The organism is Paracoccus sp. T5 (assembly GCF_048538155.2).
GTDB lineage: Bacteria > Pseudomonadota > Alphaproteobacteria > Rhodobacterales > Rhodobacteraceae > Paracoccus.
The window spans coordinates 1-15,454 of sequence record NZ_JBLWIC020000004.1; the positions used below are offsets into that span (position 1 = coordinate 1).

Annotated in this window: 19 protein-coding genes; 10 read left to right on the top strand and 9 right to left on the bottom strand. The window is 58.8% G+C overall.

From position 1 onward, the window contains the following. Positions 1 to 225 precede the first annotated feature (225 nt). The 3 genes from ACNR9W_RS18320 to ACNR9W_RS18330 form a co-directional block, all read right to left on the bottom strand. The gene (locus tag ACNR9W_RS18320; RefSeq protein ID WP_419271332.1) at positions 226 to 1,167 is read right to left on the bottom strand and encodes a bile acid:sodium symporter family protein; all 942 of its coding nucleotides are present in this window, start codon (positions 1,165 to 1,167) and stop codon (positions 226 to 228) included. Position 1,168: 1 nt separating this feature from the next. Continuing rightward, complete coding sequence (locus ACNR9W_RS18325) at positions 1,169 to 1,534, bottom strand: ArsR/SmtB family transcription factor (RefSeq protein ID WP_419271333.1); 366 nt, start codon at positions 1,532 to 1,534, stop codon at positions 1,169 to 1,171. A gap of 571 nt (positions 1,535 to 2,105) precedes the next feature. After that, complete coding sequence (locus ACNR9W_RS18330; protein ID WP_419271334.1) at positions 2,106 to 2,771, bottom strand: L,D-transpeptidase; 666 nt, start codon at positions 2,769 to 2,771, stop codon at positions 2,106 to 2,108. A 255-nt stretch (positions 2,772 to 3,026) separates the two neighbouring features. On the opposite strand from ACNR9W_RS18330, the gene ACNR9W_RS18335 reads away from it, so the two are divergent. Further along, positions 3,027 to 3,692 carry a L,D-transpeptidase gene (locus tag ACNR9W_RS18335; protein ID WP_231558948.1) on the top strand — a complete coding sequence of 222 codons (666 nt, stop codon included), beginning with the start codon at positions 3,027 to 3,029 and terminating at the stop codon, positions 3,690 to 3,692. Positions 3,693 to 3,803: 111 nt separating this feature from the next. Here ACNR9W_RS18335 and ACNR9W_RS18340 read toward each other — a convergent pair whose 3' ends face one another. From ACNR9W_RS18340 to ACNR9W_RS18360, 5 genes are all read right to left on the bottom strand, one after another. Further along, complete coding sequence (locus tag ACNR9W_RS18340) at positions 3,804 to 4,349, bottom strand: L,D-transpeptidase family protein (RefSeq protein WP_042247653.1); 546 nt, start codon at positions 4,347 to 4,349, stop codon at positions 3,804 to 3,806. Between the two features lie 27 nt (positions 4,350 to 4,376). Beyond that, positions 4,377 to 4,844: a DUF411 domain-containing protein gene (locus tag ACNR9W_RS18345; protein WP_081994775.1), complete on the bottom strand. Its 468-nt coding sequence runs from the start codon at positions 4,842 to 4,844 to the stop codon at positions 4,377 to 4,379. Positions 4,845 to 4,886: 42 nt separating this feature from the next. Then, complete coding sequence (locus tag ACNR9W_RS18350; protein WP_419271335.1) at positions 4,887 to 6,065, bottom strand: M23 family metallopeptidase; 1,179 nt, start codon at positions 6,063 to 6,065, stop codon at positions 4,887 to 4,889. A gap of 74 nt (positions 6,066 to 6,139) precedes the next feature. Beyond that, the gene (locus ACNR9W_RS18355) at positions 6,140 to 6,310 is read right to left on the bottom strand and encodes a hypothetical protein (protein WP_217846881.1); all 171 of its coding nucleotides are present in this window, start codon (positions 6,308 to 6,310) and stop codon (positions 6,140 to 6,142) included. A gap of 205 nt (positions 6,311 to 6,515) precedes the next feature. Next, positions 6,516 to 6,953, bottom strand: coding sequence for a MerR family transcriptional regulator (locus ACNR9W_RS18360; RefSeq protein ID WP_394227813.1), 438 nt, complete (start codon positions 6,951 to 6,953; stop codon positions 6,516 to 6,518). 87 nt (positions 6,954 to 7,040) lie between these two features. Here ACNR9W_RS18360 and ACNR9W_RS18365 point away from each other — a divergent pair, with 87 nt between their 5' ends. From ACNR9W_RS18365 to ACNR9W_RS18385, 5 genes are read left to right on the top strand one after another with little or no spacing between them, the layout of a single operon-like run. Continuing rightward, complete coding sequence (locus ACNR9W_RS18365) at positions 7,041 to 9,299, top strand: heavy metal translocating P-type ATPase (RefSeq protein ID WP_458478892.1); 2,259 nt, start codon at positions 7,041 to 7,043, stop codon at positions 9,297 to 9,299. Positions 9,300 to 9,303: 4 nt separating this feature from the next. Beyond that, a complete protein-coding gene (locus tag ACNR9W_RS18370; protein ID WP_136856053.1) occupies positions 9,304 to 9,927 on the top strand; it encodes a methyltransferase family protein in 624 nt (207 codons plus the stop codon). After that, complete coding sequence (lspA, locus tag ACNR9W_RS18375; RefSeq protein ID WP_136856052.1) at positions 9,924 to 10,409, top strand: signal peptidase II; 486 nt, start codon at positions 9,924 to 9,926, stop codon at positions 10,407 to 10,409. The genes ACNR9W_RS18370 and lspA overlap by 4 nt, the downstream gene beginning before the upstream one ends. Continuing rightward, entirely contained in the window at positions 10,396 to 10,833 is a 438-nt protein-coding gene (locus ACNR9W_RS18380) for a disulfide bond formation protein B (protein WP_373947182.1), read from the top strand. The genes lspA and ACNR9W_RS18380 overlap by 14 nt, the downstream gene beginning before the upstream one ends. Further along, entirely contained in the window at positions 10,830 to 11,489 is a 660-nt protein-coding gene (locus ACNR9W_RS18385; RefSeq protein WP_217846882.1) for a DsbA family protein, read from the top strand. Before ACNR9W_RS18380 ends, ACNR9W_RS18385 begins: the two co-directional genes overlap by 4 nt. 9 nt (positions 11,490 to 11,498) lie before the next feature. Here the strand turns inward: ACNR9W_RS18385 and mntR are convergent, their stop codons facing one another. Further along, on the bottom strand, positions 11,499 to 11,951 hold the full coding sequence (mntR, locus tag ACNR9W_RS18390; protein ID WP_217846883.1) for a manganese-binding transcriptional regulator MntR: 453 nt from the start codon (positions 11,949 to 11,951) through the stop codon (positions 11,499 to 11,501). Positions 11,952 to 12,044: 93 nt separating this feature from the next. On the opposite strand from mntR, the gene ACNR9W_RS18395 reads away from it, so the two are divergent. From ACNR9W_RS18395 to ACNR9W_RS18410, 4 genes are all read left to right on the top strand, one after another. After that, entirely contained in the window at positions 12,045 to 13,364 is a 1,320-nt protein-coding gene (locus ACNR9W_RS18395) for an Nramp family divalent metal transporter (RefSeq protein ID WP_419271341.1), read from the top strand. A gap of 97 nt (positions 13,365 to 13,461) precedes the next feature. Next, complete coding sequence (locus ACNR9W_RS18400; protein ID WP_419271342.1) at positions 13,462 to 14,055, top strand: SCO family protein; 594 nt, start codon at positions 13,462 to 13,464, stop codon at positions 14,053 to 14,055. Between the two features lie 5 nt (positions 14,056 to 14,060). Further along, entirely contained in the window at positions 14,061 to 14,534 is a 474-nt protein-coding gene (locus ACNR9W_RS18405; protein WP_419271343.1) for a copper chaperone PCu(A)C, read from the top strand. Then, positions 14,531 to 15,133 (top strand): SCO family protein, encoded by a 603-nt coding sequence (locus tag ACNR9W_RS18410; protein ID WP_046001730.1) that lies wholly within the window; start codon positions 14,531 to 14,533, stop codon positions 15,131 to 15,133. The genes ACNR9W_RS18405 and ACNR9W_RS18410 overlap by 4 nt, the downstream gene beginning before the upstream one ends. Positions 15,134 to 15,454 lie beyond the last annotated feature (321 nt).

Consider the following 15,454-nt stretch of genomic DNA (forward strand, 5'->3'; position numbering starts at 1 on the left):
GTTGCGACGATGGCACTGTAATCGCTGCACACGTTGATGGACATGTTGATCGGCGTGCTGTCGCGAGTTCGTCAGAATCAGCCGCGACCACCGGCAAAGGGCGCCTCTATGTTGCCCTCAAAATCAGTCGCGCCACTGCCGCGCTCGTCGTCGAAGGACTCGTCGCCGCTATGGACATGGAGGTCGAAGTTGACCCTGCCGCCTTCGGTGGTCGATTGATTTATCTCAGACCCCCAGCAGGCTTGTACGCTCTGACACCATCATCTTTGCCGCAATCGGTGACGTGATCATCTGGATCACCGCAAAGAAAGCAGCAGGCACCGCAATTTCAGAAGGAAGACCCGATGCTGCAACGAATGCAGCAGCGATGCTGAATTCCTTTTTGCTGGTGGTGAACAAGTAGGCGATCAGCTCCTCGCGATCCTCCGCGAACAGCTTGGCAATCATGCCGACAGCATAGCCGATCAGGTTCAGTACCAAAGCTGCCAGAGCGATCACCAGCGCGTACCAGCCGTAGCCAAGGATCGTCGCCGCATTCGGCCCGATCACGGCCAGCAGCAGAACCAGATACAGTACGGACCCCAGCCCAGGCCACGCATAGTCGAACTGCGACACCTGCTTCAGAAACTTGGTCCGCAGCCAGACTCCGATGACGGTCGGCACCACGACGATCAGCACCAGCTCCAGAACCACAGCGCCAACAGGAACGGTCAGCTCGATGCCTGTCAGCCACAGAAACAGGAATGGGATGATGAACGGGGACAGGGCCGTGTTCACGGCATTCAGGACAGCAGCCAGGGCGACATTGCCGCGTGCCAGCAGCACCAGGAGGGGTGCGGATACGTCAGTCGGGAGCATGCCGACCAACGCCTGTCCCGCCGCCAGGTGCCCGCTGCCGAAGAAGATGCGCCCTGTCAGCCAGCCTGCCAGCGACATTGGCCCATAGACCAAACCCAGAGCCCAAATCTGACGGCTCGGCTTGCGGAAAACGATCCGAACGGCAGCCGCGTCGAAGGTGAGGCTGATGACCAACATCAGGAGCGCCAGAAGAGGGCTGATCCCCGCCTCAAGCCCTATCCCGATGGAGGGCACGGCAAGTCCGAAAGCTGTGGTGGCAACCGCCATGAACAGCAGATTGTTTTCGACGAGCCCAAGAAGCTTGCCCATATCAGGTGTCACTATTTGGGTTGGTGGGACGTCCACTGCACTTGGCGAAAAGAGCGATGGCCTGGTCGCACCATGCGCAATGGCCCTCGCAGCAATCGTGCATCAGAAAAGCGACCAGATCCGAAAGCGCGGGGAATTTGGCGCTATAGATGATGGATTTCCCATCCCGCCAGTTTTCGACCAGGCCTGCGCTTTCCAGCTCTTTGAGGTGGAAGGAAACGAGCGATGGGCTTGCATCGCCCAAGGCTGCGGCAATGGCCCCGGACGCCATGCCTTTCGCACCTGCAAAGACCAGCAATCGGATGATCCGCAGACGGATTTCGTGGGACAGGGCCGCAAATCCGGCCAGGGCAGCTTTTTCTTCCATATCAATTCAACACTACTAGAATCGTTTTATCGTTCATCTGCTGAACCAGACAGACCGTCAAGAGGCGCTTATGCGTGCAGTGAAATTCTTTTCAAGATATCCAATCGGACCAAAATATTTTATATATCCATCGATTATCGAATGGATACTTGATATAGCGCTGAATGAAATACGATTTCTCACAAAAAATTCCCTGAAGGACTTGAGACTATTGAAATTTAGTGGGAGATTAATAATTGAATATGAGCCAGTTGTTGGAGCGTGATATGAAAATTGGATCCTACGCTGTACTTGCAGCCGTCTTGGTCACTGCCGGTTGTGGAACTACAGCGGTAAATACCGTGGCTGGGAGCAATCCGCAGGAGCTTCCCCCAGAGTTGATCTCTCTTGCTGCGCCGGGGCAAGATGTGTCTACAGCGAGACTTCTTCCAAGTGATAATTGCTACTGGTACGAACATCGTGGGCAAGTGGAAACGACCTTGCTTCCGCTCACCACCGCTGCAGGCAGTCCTATATGTCAGAAGTCACAGCCTTCAAGTTGATTGAAGGCTATAAGAAAAACGATAACTTTTTAAGCCCGGGATGACACGCTCTCTGCTGTGGAATAGAGAAACGCGGTAGAACTTGTTTCGACATTTGGATATAGGTCATTGATATGTGCCATGACCATCCGGACACAGCCAGAGCTCGCACTCGTCCCAATGCTTGTTGGAAACGGGGTACCATGAATGCGCAGATACGTATCTCTCTCGCCGACATAGAGATAAAGAGCGCGAGAGCCGAGCGCATTCCTTGGGCCTGGCTCTACGCCCCCTTCAAACTGGCCATAGATTTCTGGTTCCCGAGCAATCATACTCTGCGTCGGGGTCCAGTGCGGCCATTCGACTTTTCGCTTTATCGTATAGACACCAGGTTCATATAGATCTCCCCTGCCGATGGCCACGCCGTAGCGCATTGCCGTTCCACCAGCTTCAATATGGTAGAGGTATTTCGCGACAGCATCCACGTGAATGTCGCCCGGCACTAAGCCACTATTGGCTTGCACTCTCTGCGGGAGAAAGCGCGGGTGCAATCCCCAAGGATTCGATGTGAAGGCATCATATCCGGAAGGGGTGACCTGCGCATCCCAAGCAGCCTTTTGCCGCTCTGTTGGCCAAGACGCCGCAAGAAGGGGACTGGAAATTGAGGCCGAGAAAAGCGCTGTGGTCGTTTGTATGAAGTGTCGTCTGCTCAGCATATATGAGGCTCCTTTGCTTCGCTCGATATTGATTCTTAATCAAATTTAATATGACGAGCAAACAACCCATCAAATTAAATCTTCTAGTGTATTATTACCGTTCTTATCAGTTAATATGTTCCACAGCATTAATTCAAGCTTCTTGCCTTTTGGTTGCGATCATAATGCTGTGCGTGTGGCGACGATCCCACGCCACAGAGATCTTCACATGGATCGTCTATATCGCCCTACGGTTTTCGGATAACACTGAACGTGATGAGCAACCTGATCATAGAGGCAGAAGCATTTATGTACCCCACCTCCAGAACTCGGCGAGCCTTTCTCCAAGGATTGACAGCTGCCGGCATTGCTATTCCTGCCGGAACGGCCTTGGGTCAGAGTTTCGACACCTATACTGGACAACCCATTGACGGAAACCCGCCAGCGCCGTTCCTGTCCAATTCGAGCAGTGCGCCAGAGCGCAACATGTCTTCCTTCAGATCGCGCCATTGGCGTGAGTTCTATCCGACCCTTGGCAAGGGTGTCATTCTTGCGGATGTCACGTCGCGTGCTGTGTATTATTGGTCGGCTGACGAGAATGTTAATTTTGTATTTCCTTGCTCGATCCCGATGACAGAAGATCTGACGCGACGGGGCCAGGCCGAAATTGTCAGGAAAGTCAAAAATCCGCCTTGGACACCTACGGCCAGCATGCGTGAGAAGGACCCAAATCTGCCGCAGCGGGTTGAGGGCGGCGCGCCTGAAAATCCCCTCGGTGCGTACGGGCTATACTTGTCATGGCCCGCCTATCTTGTTCATGGCACGCACGACACGCGGAAGATCGGGAGAAAATCGTCATCTGGATGTTATGGCCTTTATAACGAGCATGTTGCCCGCCTTTTTGAGGTTGCTGAAATCGGCACACAGGTCACGGTGTTCTAAATCCTGAAAACTAAGGTGCTCACTCTGTATTTAGGGTGGGCACCGTTAGCTGATATTCGATGAGTACCGCTACGAGCTTTGTGACTCTCTGTTTAGCCAATGATCAGGCTGCTAGGGATAGATCATAACTGGAATTCCGGGCTGCAACATTGCATAGACGTCTTCTATTTCCTGGTCAGTCAATGCCAGACAGCCTGCGGTCCAGTCCCGGTTCTTCGGTGCGAAGACATTGCCTTCGGGGCCGCGGCCATGGAACATGATATCGCTGCCCGCACTTCGACCGAATTGAGCCGCATAAGCTTTATCCTGTTCATTTGGATAGGATATGCCCACCGATAGGTGATATCGGCTCCGTGGGTTGAAACGGTCGATGTAGTATAGCCCCTCGGGCGTTTTTCCGTCGCCCTCGAATTGCTTTGGGCCGAGCGGTTGGTTGCCGAGGCCAAAGTTATACGATCTCAGAACGGTCTGCCCGTTCAACAGAAACATCCGCCGCTCAGCCTTGTTGACCACGACCTGAGTGACAGGGGGCCCTGAGTACCGTTTGAACTGAGGTACCGCTCCTCTTGCCGGCGTCGTTGACGGCGCTGATTTTCCACATGCAGCGAGAAGAGCAAGCAAAGCCAGCGAGGCATGGCGCCGGGAGAAGTTTGGCATCTATCTGTTTCCTGCTCGGATGTTTTTTTATGATGCTTCAGGATAGCGGGTAAACACTTCACTGGTACCGTCTTGGCGAACAAGCAGGACATCGTATGCGTCGCGCTTTGTTTCCGGGCCCATGCCGGGACTTCCGTAAGGCATTCCTGGAACAGTCAGGCCGAGAGCTTCAGGGCGCTCTTGGAGCAAGCGCCGGATATCGTCAGCAGGGACATGTCCTTCCAGGAAGTAGCCATCGACGCTGCCGGTATGACAGGAAGTCAGTTCGATCGGTACGCCCAGATCAATCTTGTGCTGCATCAGCAAGGTGCCAAACCGCTCTTCACTCGTGACCTGAAAACCGTTTTCCCGCAGGTAATTGGTCCACTGTTTGCAGCATTCGCAGCCGCTGCCCTCCACAACATGGATGGCAGGAAGGTTCTCAGCCCAGGACAGAGATGGCAGACCGCTGGCTGCGGCTGCCATCATCACGGCGCGTCGTGTCAGTTTGATCATTTTATGCCCCTCGATCCGTACGATGAAGATGTTTGAATGCCATCAGCTTTCCGTTGCCATGTCGTCGCGAAGAAAGTACCCGGTGGAGAGACGCGCAACTGTCAGCATGACGCGGTCAGTCGGTCTGGCGATCGCTGTTCGGGGCGCCGGTGTTTTCTTGATGGGATCCGTTGGCTTGCCGTCGATGCGAACTTCGTAATGAAGGTTAGGTCCACTGACGAGGCCGGTTGCGCCCACGTCACCGATCCTGGCCCCGGCATTCAGCTCGACACCTGGAGCGATCCCTGCGGCAAAACGCGAAAGATGCGCATAGCGGGTCAAGACGCCCCCGCCATGATCGACATCGATCGTCCGACCATATCCCCGCATGGTTCCTGCAAACACGACCGTTCCTGAGCCGGTGACGCTGACTGGCGTTCCGGTCCGTGCGGCGTAATCGACCCCCGTGTGCATTCGTTGCGTGCCAAGAACGGGGTGCCGGCGTTTTCCGAAGACCGAGGACAGCCGGGCCCCCGCGACAGGTCGCGCGGACTGCTGGACCTGCGCACCATTCCGAAACAGGATGAAGGGCTGTTCGACCGAGCCGGTCACGAGCTCGAAGATGTCCGTGTTCTTTTCGACCCGCGCATAGGCGAGTTGCGGTTCACCCACGACTGTTCCATCAGGCAGAATACTTTCGCTCCACATCAATGCGATGCGCTCGGTTCCTTCAAGGTCACGAAAGTCGATCTGGCCTGCCAGGAGCGCCGCCAGGTCAACTGCGAAACTTTCGGGCGCATCGCGGGCGGCGAGCGCCTCAAAGAGAGAGCTGTCCAGGATAAAAGTTTCCCGGCGGTCCCGAAGCAGGATCTCCGTCTTGATCAAGGATGCTTCGAGAGGTTTCGTGAAATCCAGAACGATGTCCGTTCCGTCTTGGGTCAGAAGCGAAAGACGCGCAAGTTGGGAGGGATCGTCGGAAAACACACTCCATCTGAGGATTTGACCCGGGCTGAGGGTCGACAGGTCGAAGACATCTGAAATCGCCAGTGCCGCCTCGGCCCGGAGAGGTGCGCCGATACCAGCATGCGACAATATCGAATCCAACGTGTCTCCCGGAACGACCTCATGTCGCGACATGGGGGCAACTGCCTCGGTGAGGTGAGACAGTTCGGCCGGGGTTTCGGCGTGCGATGATGTCGTGACGGCAATCGCGCCGGCAGTCAGCAAGGCTTGCAAGATCATCAGGTCTGGTTTCCCGTCAGGCAATAAGGTCCGGCATTGGAGAGCAGGCTCCCCACGCAGCATCGATAGGTTGTCTACAGTTCGAAAAGGCGGGCGATGCAAACACCGACGATTGTTCCGGCCAAGCCGAAAGCAATCGCGTATCCACCCGCATATTGAACCCTGTCCAGTCGGGTGCCGCCGAGGGCGCGCGCACGCTGGACCCCTCGCACGCCGCCGATCAGGGCCGCAATGACCGTCAGCATCGGAATTGTCGCAGCGTTTGTTGGTTCATGCCGTCTCTCGCCTCTCGTCATCGACACGCGCGTGTCTGCGACCTAAAGCAGCTAGAGGTTCAAGATGAAATCCCTCTCGATCACGGTCTTGTCAGGGGATCGGGTGCTCTGATCTAATTCCCACTGCATCCATGCCCTCCACTTCCCAGCATCCGTTTCCGTCATCGCCAGCTAATCACTGACCGGCATCGTCGATCTTGGGGTGGTTCGTAACGCACAGCGAATGATCGCCCAAGACCTCGATGACCCGACAATCGGATATCCGGTCACCCGCGCACTGGACCACCATGCGCTCAAGCTCGGTCTTCAGGGCCGTCAGGCGGGCAAGACGGCTTTCGACCTCGGCAAGCTGCGCTTTGGCGATGGCGTCGGCTGCGGCACAGGGCTGATCGGGATCGTCGGACAGGCTGAGAAGGTCGCGGATCGCCTCAAGGGAAAAGCCTAGCTCGCGGGCGTGTCGGATGAACGCCAGTCGTTCATGGGCCTTGTGCGTATAAAGGCGCTGATTACCGACGCTGCGCTCGGCTTCGGGCAGCAGGCCGATTTGCTCGTAGTAGCGGATCGTCGGAACTTTGACCCCTGTCGACGTTCCCAGCTTTCCGATCGTCAGCATGAACATTCTCCTTGAACCTATAGCTGCTAGAGGGAGTAAACCTCCGAATCGATGATGGCAACGGCCCTGCTTTCTGCAGAGGAGAGAATGATGACGATCACGAATGAACCCGGCATGACCCTGTGCGACTGGACGGTGTCCGGAATGGATTGCGCCTCCTGCGCGACCAAGGTGCGCGGCGCGGTGTCCCGCTTGCCTGGCGTCAGGGATGTGGAGATCGGCATCATGTCCGAACGCCTGCGCCTGACCGTTGATGAACGCCTGACCGACACGGACAAGATCGAAAAAACCGTGCGTGCGCTTGGATACGGCATTCAGACCCGTGCGCCGGGAAAGAAGGATTTCGTGATCCCGGGGAGTGCGCCGGAGAGTCATCAAGGCCACAGCCACGACGCTCATCCCGCTGTGGCCGAGGGCGACCACTCCGGCCATGGCAGCCCCGGTCACGTCCATGACGACCCTGCCGACCGCGGCAAGGCATGGTACCAGACTGGCAAGGGCAGGTTGGTTATCCTGACCGGGCTCTTGTTGGCGGCAGCCTGGGCAATGGAGCTGATCGCCCCGCAGGTCGGGAGCTGGGCCTTTGTCGCGGCCTGCCTTATCGGTGTCGCCCCCGTCGCGCGTCGCGCTTTCGCCGCTGCGCGGTTGGGTCAGATCTTCACGATCGAGGGATTGATGACCATCGCAGCCCTCGGCGCGTTGTTCATTAATGCCGCCGAAGAGGCTGCCTTGGTGGTCTTTCTCTTTGCCGTGGGCGAGGTCCTGGAGGGTGTCGCGGCCGGAAAGGCAAGAGACGGCATCCGCGCCTTGGCAAACCTGGTTCCGAAAACGGCGCTCTTGGAAGTGGACGGCGTGACCCGGGAGGTTGCCGCGTCCAGCCTGACGATCGGTCAGACGGTGCTGGTCCGTCCCGGCGACCGGATCCCCGCAGACGGAGAGATTTCAGACGGCACGTCCGGGATCGATGAAAGCCCGGTGACCGGAGAAAGCATTCCCCGTACCCGCGGCCCGGGCGAAAGTGTTTTTGCCGGTTCGATCAACACGGAAGCGGTCTTGCGGGTCACCGTGACGAAAGCAGCCGAGGACAACACCATTTCCCGGATCATCCGGCTGGTCGAGGAGGCAGAAGAAGCCCGCGCCCCCACGGAACGCTTCATCGACCGGTTCAGCCGGTGGTACATGCCTGCCATCGTTGCCGTTTCGGCGCTTGTCATCGTGCTCCCGCCGCTGATGTTCGGTCAGTCATGGGATACCTGGATCTATCGTGGACTGGCGCTCCTGCTGATCGGCTGCCCTTGTGCGCTGGTGATTTCGGTTCCGGCCTCGATCGCATCGAGCCTGTCCACCGGCGCGCGCCGGGGAATGCTGATGAAGGGCGGCGCAGTGATCGAGGCCGCGGCCAAGGTTTCCCATGTCGCCTTCGACAAGACCGGGACGCTGACCCACGGACGTCCGCAGGTCACCGACCTGGTGACGTTCGGAACCACGACTGAGGCGCAGTTGCTGGAGGTCGCCGCGGGCGTCGAGAGCGGATCGAGCCATCCCCTCGCCGTGGCGATCCTGGACAGGGCCAAGACGGCGGACGTCACTCCCCTGCCCGCCCGCGATGCACGCGCTCTGACCGGACGAGGGGTCGAGGCGACCGTGGGAGATGCCCTGGCATGGGTGAGTTCACCCCGGCATGCGTCGGAGAACGATGGCCTGGACGGTCTTGGCCTGCGTCAGGCGACCATCTTCGAGGATGAGGGCAAGACCGCCGTCGCCGTCTATCGCAAAGGCGTCCCGCTCGGTCTCATCGCCATGCGTGACGAGCTGCGGCCCGATGCGGCGGAGGCTGTGCGCCAGCTGGCCGAAATGGGCATCTCCTCGATCATGCTGACCGGCGACAACCCACGCACTGCTGCCGCCATCGCCGAAGGGCTAAACATCCGCTTCGAGGCCGAGATGATGCCTGAAGACAAGCTGGCCGCCATTCGCGACATGAACGCTCAAGGTGGCGTCATGATGATCGGGGATGGCATCAATGACGCTCCGGCCCTGAAACAGGCCAGCATCGGTGTCGCGATGGGCTCCGGCACGGACGTCGCGCTGGAGACGGCCGATGCGGCCATCCTGCGCGACAGGGTGACCGACATTCCGGCCCAGATCCGGCTGGCGCAGGCCACAATGGCCAATATCCGGCAGAACGTCAGTATCGCGCTAGGATTAAAGGCTATTTTCTTGGTCACCACCGTCCTTGGCATGACCGGTCTATGGATCGCGATCCTGGCTGATACGGGCGCGACGGTTCTTGTGACCCTGAACGCCCTGCGCCTCTTGCGCTACAATCCCGAACAGAAGCGCTGAGGCGATGATGACTGGAATGGGCAGTGCAGCGCTGGTTCTTCTTGGCGCCTATCTGGCCCTGTTCTTCTGGGGCTCTGCGATCAATGCCCGGGAGGCGCATCGTCCGGTCTGGTTGTTCCATCACGCCACGGGCGGCGACCGTCTTGTAGCGCTAGGCTTCCGAGCTGCGTTCGCTCTGGCCCTCCTTGGGTCGTTGGCATGGCGTCTCATGCCGAGCATGGGCGATCTTGATCCCCTGCGGGGTTTCCAAAATCCTGTGTGGATCGGTCTGGCGGGACTGTTCATGGCCAGCCTGGGCGCGATGCTGGCATTTGCCGCCCAGATGTCGATGGCTGCGTCATGGCGGATCGGTGTGGCCGAGGGCGCGACCGGCGCACTTGTCACGGGTGGATTGTTCGGTTTTAGCCGCAACCCGGTTTTTGTCGGTCAGCTCATGTTGCTGCTCGGAACCGCTCTGGTCGTGCCCTCCATCCCGACAAGTTTGGGAGTCCTGCTATTCGCAGGTTCGGCGCTTGTTCAGGTCCGCTCAGAAGAACGTGAATTGCGGCGGACGCTTGGCCCTGCATACGACACCTATTGCCAGTCCGTTCCGCGCTGGATCGGCATCCGAGAAAGGTCGCTGCAATGAAGACACCCCTGATCCTGGCGATTATCGCCGCGACTGCGGTTGCTGATCAGATCACCAAGCTCGCAGTCCTGCGAAGCTTGTCTCCCGGGGAAATTTATGCCGTCTCTCCCGGCTTCAATCTGACGCTTGGTTTCAACGAAGGGGCGAGTTTCGGCATGATGTCGGACCTTATGGCAGGTCGTCCCTTGCTGATGGTTGCCCTGACAGGTGCACTGGCGATCATCTTTGCGGGAATGGCCTTCCGGGCAGACGCGAAGCGCGAACGCATAGGCCTCGCGCTGATCGTGGGTGGCGCTGTGGGCAATATCATCGACCGCTTGCGGCAAGGTGCCGTGACCGATTTTCTGGATGTCTACTGGCGTGATTGGCACTGGCCGACCTTTAATGGGGCCGACATCGCGATCAGCCTCGGCGCCTTGCTTGTGCTGACAGCCATGCTCCGTCCCTCCCGTTCGAAGGAACCCTCTTTTGACCGCACCTGACCCCCGGGGCCTGTCCCGGAATGATCTCGCAATATCGTCCGCCTTTCTGGTCGCACTCGCGGCTACGCTCGGCGCGCTGTTCATCGGCGAGGTATTGGGGCAGATGCCCTGCACCCTGTGCTGGTACCAGCGCATTGCCATGTTTCCGCTGGTTCCTGTCCTGGCCATCTCACTGTGGCGCGGTGACGGTCTGGCACGTCTCTACGGATTGCCGCTGGCGCTGGCCGGGCTGGTCCTTTCTGGCTGGCATTCCGGCCTCTATGCCGGCCTGATCCCGCAGAGCATCGCGCCTTGCACCAAGGACGGCCCGTCCTGCACCGACCAGGCACAGACGATCCTGAGCCTGCCCATCCCCTATCTTGCATTCGCCGCCTTTGCAGCCGTTCTGGCCTGCCTCATCTTGTCGAAAGGAAAACGCCCATGAACCGACGCACCGTGCTCATCGGAACATCTGCCATCGGGATTGCCGCCTTTGCCGGCGGCGCGCTCGTGCTGACGCGCAATCGTCAGGCCGAAGCGGACACTCTGGCCGCTGCTGCCCCGGCTGTGGAAACAGACATGCTGGTCCGCAGTCATGCGCCCAGTTTTGGACCAGAAGACGCCCCGGTCACGCTGGTCGAGTTCTTCGATCCATCTTGTGAGGCTTGCCGCGCCTTTCATCCGGTCGTTCAGGACATCCGCGAGCAGTTTCCCGATCAAGTCCGCGTCGTGATGCGCTATGCGGTGTTTCACGAGGGGTCCGACGAGGCGGTCCGCATTCTGGAGACTGCGCGCATGCAGGACAAGTTCGAGCCTGTCCTCGATGCGCTGTTGGAACGGCAGCCGGAATGGGCTGTCCATGGCGCACCGCGAATGGACCTTGCATGGCAAATTGCGGCTGCGGCCGGTCTGGATATGGAAAAGGCGCAGACAGCCCGTCTGTCCCCCGATATCGTCGGCATCCTCAATCAGGACGCGGCCGATATCGCGGCGATCGGCGTACGCCAGACACCGACCTTCTTTCTCAATGGTCGACAGATGACGGATATCAGCATGGACAGCCTGCTTGCGGATGTGCGCAGTGCCGTGGAGGCATCCTGACCGGGCGGCCTAGGCCCGATCGGCATAGGCTGCGAACAAGGCCAGTGTGCGCTCACTGACGTGATGCTCGATGCCTTCAGCATCTCGTTCCGCCGTCTCGGCATCAAGGCCGAGACGGATCAGGAACCGCAGCACAATGGCATGGCGGCGGCGGCATTCCAGTGCCAGTCGTCGTCCCTCTTCTGTCAGAAAGACGGACCTGTATGGCTCGCGGGTGATCAGCCCCTCACGGGCCAGGCGATCCAGGGCCTTGGTGACCGTTGGCGCGCGCACTCCCAACCGTGCCGCGATATCCACCGGCCGGGCTTCACCCTGTTCATGGATCAGCTCTGCGATCAGTTCGACGTAGTCTTCGGCCAACTCGTTGCGCCGGGCAGCACGGACGCCATGAAAGGCCTCTGCCCGATTGTCCGGATGCACAGTATCGCTGGCGGTTGCGGTGGCATGATTGTCTGCGGTCATCTCGCAAGTGTCGCACTTATCGATTGACGGGTAAAGCCAACGGGTAGATTGTTAGCCACAGCTAACTTTTCCTCATAACGAAGGTTGCGCCGAATGTCCCGTTCCGCCTGGCGCCAAGAGCGCGACACCCCGTCCCTATCGGAAGTGTTCCGCACGATCGCCGTTGGCGGCGGCACGACGCGTTTCCGGCGCTTTCTGTCCTTTGTCGGGCCCGGTTATCTGGTCGCTGTCGGCTATATGGACCCCGGCAACTGGGCGACCTCATTGGCGGGTGGAGCGGCCTTCGGATACACGCTGTTGTTCGTGGCGCTTTTGTCCAACGTCATGGCGATCCTCCTGCAATCATTATGCGCGCGGCTGGCAGTGGCGTCGGGGCGCGACTTGGCCCAGGCCTGCCATGACGCTTATCCAAAATGGCTGTCATTTCCGCTGTGGATCTTCGCGGAACTGGCCATCATCGCCACAGATCTGGCCGAGGTGATCGGCACAGCGATCGGTCTGAACTTGCTGTTCGGCATTCCGCTGGAGATCGGGATCTTTATCACTGCCGCCGATGTGTTCCTGATCCTATGGCTTCAGAACAAGGGCTTCCGATGGGTCGAGGCGTTCATCATCGCAATGCTGGCAACGATCACCGCCTGTTTTGCGGTCCTGATCGCGCAGGCCGATCCCGAATGGGGCGCGGTGATCGCAGGTTTTGCGCCAAGCCGGGAGATCATCGGCAATCCTGACATGCTGTATCTGGCGCTTGGCATCATCGGCGCGACAGTGATGCCCCACAACCTGTATCTTCATTCCGGGATCGTGCAGACCCGTGCCTATGGCCTCGATCTGCCCTCGAAACGGGAGGCGCTGCGGCTTGCGACCTGGGATTCGACCATCGCACTGATGTTCGCGCTGCTGATCAATTGCGCGATCCTCATTTTGGCCGCCGCTGCGTTCTACACTGTCGGGGAAACTGAGGTGACCGAAATCGACAAGGCGCATCTGCTGCTGGCACCTTTGCTTGGTTCCGAAATTGCACCCGTGCTGTTTGGTCTGGCGTTGCTGTGTTCAGGACTGAATTCGACCGTAACGGCAACCATGGCTGGCCAGATCGTCATGGAAGGCTTCATCAAGCTGCGCCTTAAACCATGGCAGCGGCGCCTGATAACCCGAGGCTTTGCCATTCTGCCCGCAACTGCCGTAATTCTGGTGTATGGCAGTGAAGGCACAGGTCAGCTTCTGATCCTCAGTCAGGTCGTGCTGTCCTTCCAGCTGCCTTTTGCGATCGTTCCGCTGGTGATGTTTACCGCCAGCCGCGCCAAGATGGGAACGATGGTATCCCCGCGTTGGCTGACCGGTCTGTGCGCCCTGATTGCCGTTACCATCATCGTGCTGAATGTGAATCTGTTGGCCACGGTGCTGGCCTGATCGCGGTGTCACCAATGCGTGACGGCAAACGTTCCGACTTGAAGCTCATGTTGCTAGAGGCTTTAGGCCTCTGGAAACGATTACGAATGCAGGCAACATGCGGCTGACCACACTTCAAAAATTTCTCTGGGCGGCTGTTGCCGTGGCTCTGGTGGCTATGGGCGCGGCCTTTCTGCTCGTCGACCGCAGCCCCGAACCGATCGCTCAGGCGGCGTTTCGTCCAACCTTCAGCCTACCCGACGCGGGAGGACGCCTGCGCACTCCGGCCGATTTCGAGGGCAAGCATCTTCTGGTATTTTTCGGGTTCACGAACTGCCCTGATATCTGCCCGACCACCTTGGCCGAGGTGGCTCAGGTCATGGACGATCTGGGTGATCAGGCAGGCGAGGTGCAGCCGCTGTTCATTTCGATCGACCCCGAGCGCGACCGGGAGATGGGTCTTGCCGAGTATACCGAGGCGTTTCATCCCTCAATCCTGGGCCTTGCCGGAGATGCGGCACAAACCCGCGCTGCGGCGGAGAGTTTTCGCATCTATTACGAGCGTGAAGCCAATTTGGAGGCTCTTGATGGGTATGCCATGTCCCACAGCCCTGGTCTTTACCTGATCAGCCCCGAGGGGGACTGGCTTGGCCAGTTCACCTACGGCACGCCCGCATCCGAAATCGTCGCCGACCTTCAAGCCAGATTGTGACCCACATGAAACGCATCTTTACCACCCTCGCCCTGATCGCTGCCGCGGGCCCTGCCCTGGCCTGCGAAACCGTGACAACCGGTCCGTTGGAGGTCTCTCAGGCCTGGTCCCGTGCCTCCATTGGCACAGCGCGGCCCGGCGTGGTCTATCTGACCATCCGAAACTCCGGCACGGCAGATGATGCACTGATGTCCATCACCACGCCTGCAGCAGATATGCCCATGCTGCACCAGACGGTCATGACCGACGGGATCGCCTCGATGCCCCATGCGATGGAGGTTCCGGTCCCCGCAGGGGGTCAGGTCGCGCTGGAACCAGGGGGCTATCACGCCATGCTGATGGATTTGACCCAAGTTCTGGAAGAGGGCGAGACATTCCCTGTGACACTGACGTTTCGCGATGCCGGTGAGGTGACCATTCCCGTCACCGTCCAGAATATCGGCGCGAGCGAGCCGACCTGCACATCACCCGACGAATGAGATCGGCAACCCTGCTGCGCGGTGTTGCCATGGCGGGGGCTGCGGTGGTGTTCATGCTGTCTGTTGGCTGGTGGCAAACGCGTGATCGGGCACAGGACGCTGCGGGCGTTCTGCCCCTCTCGATCGATCGCATGTCATTCACGCTGATGGATCAGAATGGAAAAACGGTCGAGCCACAGGACTGGCTGGGTCGCCCGACAATGGTGTTCTTCGGTTTCACCTGGTGTCCGGATATTTGCCCCACCACGCTCAGTGACATCTCCGGCTGGCTTGAGGCCCTCGGGCCCCAAGCGGACCAGATGAATACGGTTCTGATTTCAGTGGATCCGGAACGTGACACACCGGAAGTGCTCGACGACTACCTGTCTAATTTCGATCCCCGCATAACGGGGCTGACGGGCCCCCTGCCCCAGATTGAGGCGGCTGCGGAGGGATTTCGGGCCACATACAGAAAGGTGCCCGCAGAGGAGGGTGATTATACAATGGATCACACTGCAGGCGTGTTCTTGTTTGATGCCGATGGTCGTTTTGCCAACATCATCGACTATCATGAGGACCCTCGTTATGCGGTCCCGAAAATAACTCGTATCATTAAATAGAAAAACGCAAAATCCGATTGTGTCAGCGTAAGGCATTCCGCGAGTGGGGCATCGCCTTTTACTGCAGCTAGTGAGTGCATGGGAATGATGGAGGGTCCAGGAATGGGAACGATGATGCTGGCATGCGGGCTGTTCATGCTGCTCGTGGTGGTGGTACTTACGCTGGCCATTATGGCGCTGGTGAAACATCTTCTGAGGCGGGATAAAAAGGCTTAGCCTGACCCTGTCTTACGCAGGGGCCCTTGCACTGGCCGCGTGAGCAACGCAGCCAGAAGTCTCTGCTGAGGGTTTAGCCTTTATTGGCGATCATTTGACGCTTGG